This window comes from Hymenobacter terricola (assembly GCF_017921975.2).
Taxonomy (GTDB): Bacteria; Bacteroidota; Bacteroidia; order Cytophagales; family Hymenobacteraceae; genus Hymenobacter; species Hymenobacter terricola.
Map to the genome: position 1 here is coordinate 1 of NZ_JAGEMO020000128.1, position 7,442 is coordinate 7,442.

A 7,442-nucleotide genomic window follows, 5' to 3' on the forward strand; every position below is an offset into this window, starting at 1 on the left:
TTATCAGCTCTAACTTTTCCCCTCGCCGGGGGCCGGGGCTGGTTCGCCACTCCCGCGCCTGCCGCGCCCTTCAACGCACGTTTCTCACCTTTTTCCAAATTCCCATGACTCCTTGTTTACTCTCTCCGCGGTGGCTGGTGGTGCCGGCCCTGCTCAGTGGCCTGGCACTGCCGGCGCAGGCCTTCCCGGCCAGCCCCGCGCCCGGCGGTGCGCCGTTCCGCCTGGCCTTGCTCAAACCCACGGCCGAAGTGCGCGGCCGCGTGGTGGATGAAAAAGGCGCGGGCATTCCCGGCGTGACCGTGCTGGTAAAGGGCACCACGCTGGGCACCTCCACCGGCCTCGATGGCACCTTCGTGCTGGACCTGCCGGCCACGGTCACCAATCCGGTGCTGCGCGTCAGCTTCATTGGCTACCTGGCGCAGGACGTGGAGGTGGGCAGCCGGACGGAATTCAACCTCGTGCTGAAGGAAGATGCCGAAAAGCTGAACGAAGTGGTGGTGGTGGGCTACGGCACGCAGTCGCGCAAAGTGGTGTCGACGGCCATTTCCACCATCGACGGCGATAAAATCGGCCTCCAGCCGGTGGGCACGCCGGGCGAGTCGCTGGCGGCCCTGGCCCCCGGCGTCGTTGTGACCTCGGACCGGGGCGGCACGCCGGGCGCGCCGCCCAGCATCGTTATCCGGGGCGGCGGCTCGCTGGGCACGACTGCTGACCCGCTGTACGTGGTGGACGGCTACCCCTTGGTGGATGCTTCGCAGTTCAACGCCATCAGCCCCAGCGACATTGCCTCGATTGAGGTGCTGAAGGACGCGGCCTCGTCGGCCATCTACGGCTCGCGGGCAGCCAACGGCGTGGTCATCGTGACCACCAAGCGCGGCAAAGCCGGCCAAACCGTGTTCCGGCTCACGGCCTACACGGGCCTGCAACAGGTGAACAAGAAGCTCGACGTGCTCAACCGCGATGAGTACGCCGCGTACGCGAAGTTTCTGGCCCGGACCCGCAACTTTCCCAATGCCCCGGCCCAGACGGTGTACGACAACATCGACCTGAACACGCTGTCGGACACGAACTGGCAGAACGAGATTTACCGCACCGCCAAAATTACCGAGTTCCAGCTCTCGGCGTCGGGCGGGTCGGAAAAGGCCCGGTTTGCCTTGTCCGGCAACTATTTCCAGCAGGACGGCGTGCTGAAAGGCACCGACTACGCGCGCTACAACCTGCGCTACAACCTCGACGCCAACCTGGTGCCTAAGTTGAAAGTGGGCTTCACGGTGGCCCCCACCTTTTCGCGGCAAAACCGGCAGTCGGCCGCCGGGGGCTACAACGGCTCCCAGAGCAGCGAAACCGGCGGCACCCGCGGCGTGCCCAATGCCACAAACTCCGCGGTGTACATGCCGCCGAGCATCCCGGTGTACCGGCCCAACGGCGATTACGGCCAGGGCTACAACGCCCCCGAGCGCCAGCCCAACGGCAACCAGTTTTACGCGGCTAACCTGTTTAACCCGCTCGCCGTGCTGGACCTGAACCAGAACCGGCTCGATAGCTACCGGGTGTTTGGCAACACCTACCTGGAGTGGGAGCCCCTCGCGGGCCTGGTGCTGAAAACCACCGGCGGCGCCACGCTCAACGTGGACAAGCAGCACGCCTACATTCCGGCCACGCTGGCCTCGGAAGCCGCGCCCCAGGCCAACCTCTCCACGCCGGTGCTCACGTCGGTGTTCGGCCGCGAGTCGCAGCTGACGTCGTTGGATTTCCTGTGGGAAAACACCGCCACGTATTCTAAAACGCTGGGCGACCACAGCTTCACGGCGCTGGGCGTGTACTCGATGCAGAAGTTCCAGGCCAGCTCCACGGCCACGTCCGGGCGCGGCGGCTCGTTTGCCAACACGCTGCTCGAAAATCCGATTGCCTCGCCCGACCGGGTGGGCGAGCTGGGCTACGACAAAACCGCGTTTCTGTCCTACGTGGGGCGGATTACCTACGATTACAAGAAAAAATACATTGCCTCGGCGGCCATCCGGAGCGATAGGTCCTCGCGCTTTGGCCAGAATAACCCCACCGGCTATTTCCCGTCGGCCTCGGTGGCCTGGCGCGTGAGCGAGGAACCCTTCTGGAACAGCCTGAAGAATGCGGTGAGCGAGTTCAAGGTGCGGGCCAGCTACGGCCGGACCGGCAACGCCAACATCGGCAGCTTCAACTACCTCAACAGCGTGATTGGGCGCAACTACAGCTTCAACGGCGCGCGGTCCATCGGCTACGCGCAGAATGGCCTCGCCAACCCCGACCTGACCTGGGAGAAAAACACGCAAACCGACGTGGGCGCGGACTTCGGCTTCGCGCAGGGCAAGTTTGCGCTGAGCCTGGACTACTACAACCGCCTCACCTCCAGCATGCTGCTCAACCGCGACCTGCCCGGCCTGGTGGGCTACGCCACCAGCTACCGCAAAAACGTGGGCGAGCTGCAAAACCGCGGCCTGGAGCTGGCCGCCACGGCCAACCTGAAAGTGGGCGCCGTGCGCTGGACCATCAACGGCAACATTTCGGGCAACCGCTCGAAGGTGCTGGACCTGGGCGGCCCGGCCGCGTTCCCCGGCGAAGTGGCCATTTTTGGCTGGAACAACGTGTACCAGGTGCAGGTGGGCCAGCCGCTGGGTAATTTCTACGGCTTCAAGGCGCTGGGCATCTTCCAGAACGCCGACGACCTGGCCAAGTACCCGAAAAACGTGGCCGGCGATAAAATTGGTAACTACATCATTCAGGACACCAACGGCGACGGCAAAATTGACGAAAGCGACCGCACCCTGGTGGGCAAGGGCGTGCCCGATTTCACCTACGGCCTGACCAATACCCTGGGTTACAAAAGCTTCGACCTGACCGTGATTCTGCAGGGCGTGCAGGGCGTGCAGATAGCGAACGGCAACATGCGCAACCTGGTGACGAACGGCAACCTCAACACCACGCACGAAGTGGCCGAGAACATCTTCGACCCGGAGCACCCCAGCGACGCGCGCTACCCCATTGCCGGGGCCAGTGGCTACAACATTGGCAGCCAGCTCATTGACCGGGCGGTGTTCGACGGCTCGTTTCTGCGCGTGCGCAACATCACGGCCGGCTACACCATCAGCTCGGCCCTGCTCCAGCGCGCCAAGCTGCAATCGGTGCGCCTCTACGTCACGGGCCAGAACCTGCTCACCTTCACCAAATACCCCGGCCTCAACCCCGAGGTGAGCGTGAACGCGGGCACTTTCAACGGTGGCACCAACAGCGCGCTCATCCGGCCGGGCCTCGACCAGGGCGCTTACCCCGCCTCCCGGACCGTGACGGCCGGCATCAACATTGGTTTTTAATCTTCTAATTATTTCGGTATGAAACCGTATACTTTCTCCCTGCGCCTGGCGCTGCTGGCCGGCCTGCTGTTGGGCGGCAGCAGCTGCAAAAAATTTACCGAGCTCACGCCCGACGACAACATTCCGGTATCCAGCTACTACAAGACCGAAGCCGACTTCACGCAGGCTCTAATCGGCACCTACGGCAACCTGCGCGGTATCTACAACGGCTACTATCAGTTCGCGGAGCTGCCGAGCGACAACGCCCGCACCTTCAGCGAGAGCGAGGGCGCCCAGGGGCCGTTCGACAAGCTGACCTGGACACCTTCCACCAGCCAGATTTCGGGGGCCTGGAACGATGCCTACCGCACCATTGCCACGGCCAACGCGGTAATGGGCCGGATTGACCCGATTTCGTTCGCCAATCCCGCCAACAAAACGCGGTACGTGGGCGAGGCCAAGTTCCTGCGGGCGCTGATGTATTTCAACCTCGTGCGCTACTTTGGCGATGTGCCGCTGGTGCTCACCGAGGTAACCAACGAGCAGGATGCCTACACGTACGACCGCGCCCCCCTCGCGGACGTGTACGCCCAGATTGAGAAGGACTTGCTCGACGCCGAAGCGGCGCTGCCCGTCACTTACCCCGCCGCCGCCGACCTGGGCCGGGCCACCAAGGGCGCGGCCCAGGCCCTGCTGGGCAAAGTCTATCTGCAGGAAAAGAAATGGCCCGAAGCCGAAGCCAAGCTGGCGCAGGTCGTCACGGCCAATAACTACCAGATTCTGCCGGACGTGACCAACGTGTTCGGGCTGGGCCACGATAACAACGCCGAAATCGTGTTTGCCGCGCAGTACGTGTTTACGGGCTTTGGCGAGGGCAACTCCTTCGTGCACACCTTCGTGCCGCAGCCGTCGGGCACCACCATCACCTCCGTTACCGGCAACAGCACCTGCATCGGCACGCTGGATTTGTACAACGCGTTTGAGGCCGGCGACGTCCGCAAAACCGCCTTCATCGGCCTGTACGGCACGGCCGATATCTACTACTGGCCCAAGAAGTTTATCTACCGGGTAACGCAGCAGAACGAAGGCGAGAACGACTGGCCCATCCTGCGCTACGCCGACGTGCTGCTCATGTATGCCGAGGCGCTCAACAACAACGGCAAAACGGCCCAGGCCATCCCGCAAATCAACCGCGTCCGCACCCGCGCGGGCCTGGCCGCCAAGCCCCTCACGCTCTCGGGCCCCGATACCCAGCTGGCCATCGAGCAGGAGCGGCGGGTGGAATTGTGCTTCGAAGGGCAGCGCTGGTACGACCTCATCCGCTGGGGCAAGGACGTGACGACGATGCAGGCCTTCAAAGCCGCCTACACCACCCTGGACCGGGTTAACTCCAACATGAACCCCCGCCCCGAGGCCCGGCTACTGCCGATTCCCAGCCGCGAAAGAGCCCTGAACCCCAAGCTGACGCAAAACCCCGGCTACTAAACTATACCTGCGGCGAAGCCCGCGCTGCCCTGGTTCCGTGGTGGGAATTATCCAGTTGCCTTGAAGCTGCTACTATGCAGGCTTCCCGCGCGGGCTTTGCCAATGGTTATTCATCGCTACCCTTTCTCGCTATGATTTCAACAATGCTCACCTACTGGCTCGCGGCCCTGCTAAGCGCCCCGGTGGGGCCGGCTCCGGCGCTCACCATCCAGGTGCGCAACCCGCTGAACGAAAGCCGGCCGGCTACGACGGTGGAGCTGGATTTGCGCCAGCTCCACCTGACGGCCACCCCCGAGCGCCTGCGGGTGCGCGACCAGGCCAGCGGCCAGCTGCTGGTAACGCAGTTGCTGGACAATGACGGCGACCACACCTGGGACCAGCTGCTGGTGCAAACCGCCCTGCAAGCCCGCGAGCGGCGGCAGTTGACTATTGAAATCGCCCCGGCAGGGGAGGCCCCGGCCGCGCCGGCCGTAGTGGCATTTTCCCGCCTCGTGCCTGAGCGCATCGACGATTATGCCTGGGAAAACGACTTAGTGGCCTTCCGCACCTACGGGCCCAAAGCCCAGCAGCTCACCGAAGCCGGCTCCAAAGACGGCACCCTGACCAGCGGCATGGACTGCTGGCTGAAGCGCGTCAACTACCCCGTCATCAACAAGTGGTACGCGGGACACGTGAAGCAGCCGGGCTTTTACCACCAGGACCATGGCGAGGGCTATGACCCGTACCACGTGGGCGACAGCCGCGGCTGCGGCGGCCTGGGCATGTGGAACGATAAAGACTCCACGCTGGCCGTCTCCAAAAACTTCGTCAGCTACAAAACGCTGGCGACCGGCCCCATCCGCACCGTGTTTGAGCTGACCTACGCGCCCTGGCCGGCCGCCGGCCAGCAGCTGCGGCAGCGCACGCGCATTACCCTGGACGCGGGCCAGCAGCTGAGCCGCTACGACGTGTTCGTGACCCCGGACCACGGCCCCGTGCCAGCCATCACGGTGGGTATCACGCTGCACGAGCTGAAAGGCAGCGTAGCCGGCCGCCCCGCCGAGGGCTGGTTCCGCCACTGGGAGCCGATGGACGACTCGGAGTTGGGCACCGCCCTGGTGCTGGCCCCCGGCCAGGTGCAAAACTGGTGGACCTACCGCACCGCCCGCAAGGAGCAAAGCCACCTGTTCGTGCGCCTGAAGCCGGCCGCCCACCTTACCTACTACGCCGGCTACGGCTGGACCAAAGCCGGCCGCTTCCACACCGTGGGCGACTGGGATACTTACCTGGCCACCCAGGCGCGCTTACTAGCCGCGCCGCTGGAAATAACGGTGGTGCGGGCCGCGTCGGCCGGCAAACGCAGCTAATCGCTGCTACATCAAATTGATTACCAATTTAATGAAATCAAACTTCTTCCGCCTCTTCCTCGGCACGGCTGGCGTGCTGGGCGGGCTGGCCTTCGCGGCGTTTCGACCGCCGGCTGACCCGCCCCTGAAATACCTCGACCCACAGCTCAGCACCGACGTGCGGGTGGCCGACCTGGTGGGCCGGCTCACGCTCAAGCAGAAAATCAAGCTGCTCATGTACACCGGCACGGCCATCGACAGCGCGGGGCTGAAAGTGCCGGCCTACAACTGGTGGAACGAGTGCCTGCACGGCGTGGCCCGGGCCGGCAAGGCCACCGTGTTCCCCCAAAGCATCGCCCTGGCCGCCACCTGGGACCCCCAGCTGGCCGGGCGCGTGGCCACGGCCATTTCGGATGAAGGCCGGGCCAAGTACGAGGAATTCGTGCGCCACGACAAGCGCGGCATCTACCAGGGCCTCACGTTCTGGACGCCCAACATCAACATCTTCCGCGACCCGCGCTGGGGCCGGGGCATGGAAACCTACGGCGAAGACCCCTACCTGACCGGCCGCCTGGCCGGGGCCTTCGTCGAAGGCATTCAGGGCCCCGACCCGCGCTATTTCAAGGCCATTGCCACCGTCAAGCACTTCGCCGTGCACAGCGGCCCCGAGGCCACGCGCGGCCACTTCGACGCCCGCGTGAGCGACCGGGACCTGTACCAGACCTACACGCCGGCCTTCAAAACCTGCATCCAGGACGCCCACGCCTACTCGGTGATGTGCGCCTACAACCGCTTCCGGGGCGAGCCCTGCTGCGGCAGCAACTTCCTGCTCACCACCCTGCTGCGCCAGCAATGGGGCTTTAATGGCTACGTCGTCACGGACTGCGGCGCGGTGACGCTCTTCTACGAAAAGGGTGCCCACGAAGTGGTGCCGACGCCCGAGCAGGCCGCCGCCCTGGCCATCAAGGCGGGCTCGGATTTGGAGTGTGGCGAAGCCTTTAACGCGCTGGACAAAGCCCTGGCGCAGCACCTCGTAACCGAGGCCGAGCTGGACGTGGCCCTCCAGCGCCTGTTCACGGCCCGCTTCAAGCTGGGCTTTTTCGACAATCCCGCCGACAATCCCTACACCAAAATTCCTTACAGCACGGTAGAGTCCCCGGCCCACATCCAGTTGGCGCTGGAGGCGGCGCAGAAGTCCATCGTGCTGCTCAAGAACCAACACCACACCCTGCCGCTGGCCCACACCATCAAAACCCTGGCCGTGGTGGGGCCCAATGCCGACGACGAGGAGGTGCCGCTGGCCAAT

Annotated in this window: 4 protein-coding genes; all 4 read left to right on the plus strand. The window is 64.4% G+C overall.

What is annotated here, in order from left to right; translation table 11 throughout:
• Positions 1 to 104: 104 nt before the first annotated feature.
• On the plus strand, positions 105 to 3,347 hold the full coding sequence (locus tag J4G38_RS26700) for a SusC/RagA family TonB-linked outer membrane protein (RefSeq protein ID WP_210522172.1): 3,243 nt from the start codon (positions 105 to 107) through the stop codon (positions 3,345 to 3,347).
• A gap of 18 nt (positions 3,348 to 3,365) precedes the next feature.
• On the plus strand, positions 3,366 to 4,811 hold the full coding sequence (locus tag J4G38_RS26705; RefSeq protein ID WP_210522171.1) for a RagB/SusD family nutrient uptake outer membrane protein: 1,446 nt from the start codon (positions 3,366 to 3,368) through the stop codon (positions 4,809 to 4,811).
• A 131-nt stretch (positions 4,812 to 4,942) separates the two neighbouring features.
• On the plus strand, positions 4,943 to 6,157 hold the full coding sequence (locus J4G38_RS26710; RefSeq protein ID WP_210522170.1) for a DUF4861 family protein: 1,215 nt from the start codon (positions 4,943 to 4,945) through the stop codon (positions 6,155 to 6,157).
• A gap of 31 nt (positions 6,158 to 6,188) precedes the next feature.
• Positions 6,189 to 7,442, plus strand: a 1,254-nt coding sequence (locus J4G38_RS26715) for a glycoside hydrolase family 3 protein (protein WP_317198238.1), incomplete at its 3' end; no start/stop codon positions are given.

Excerpts from the sequence above, each read along its gene's own strand:
- J4G38_RS26700 (WP_210522172.1), top strand. The coding sequence starts at position 105 with ATGACTCCTTGTTTACTCTCTCCGCGGTGGCTGGTGGTGCCGGCCCTG.
- J4G38_RS26705 (WP_210522171.1), top strand. The coding sequence starts at position 3,366 with ATGAAACCGTATACTTTCTCCCTGCGCCTGGCGCTGCTGGCCGGCCTG.
- J4G38_RS26710 (WP_210522170.1), top strand. The coding sequence starts at position 4,943 with ATGATTTCAACAATGCTCACCTACTGGCTCGCGGCCCTGCTAAGCGCC.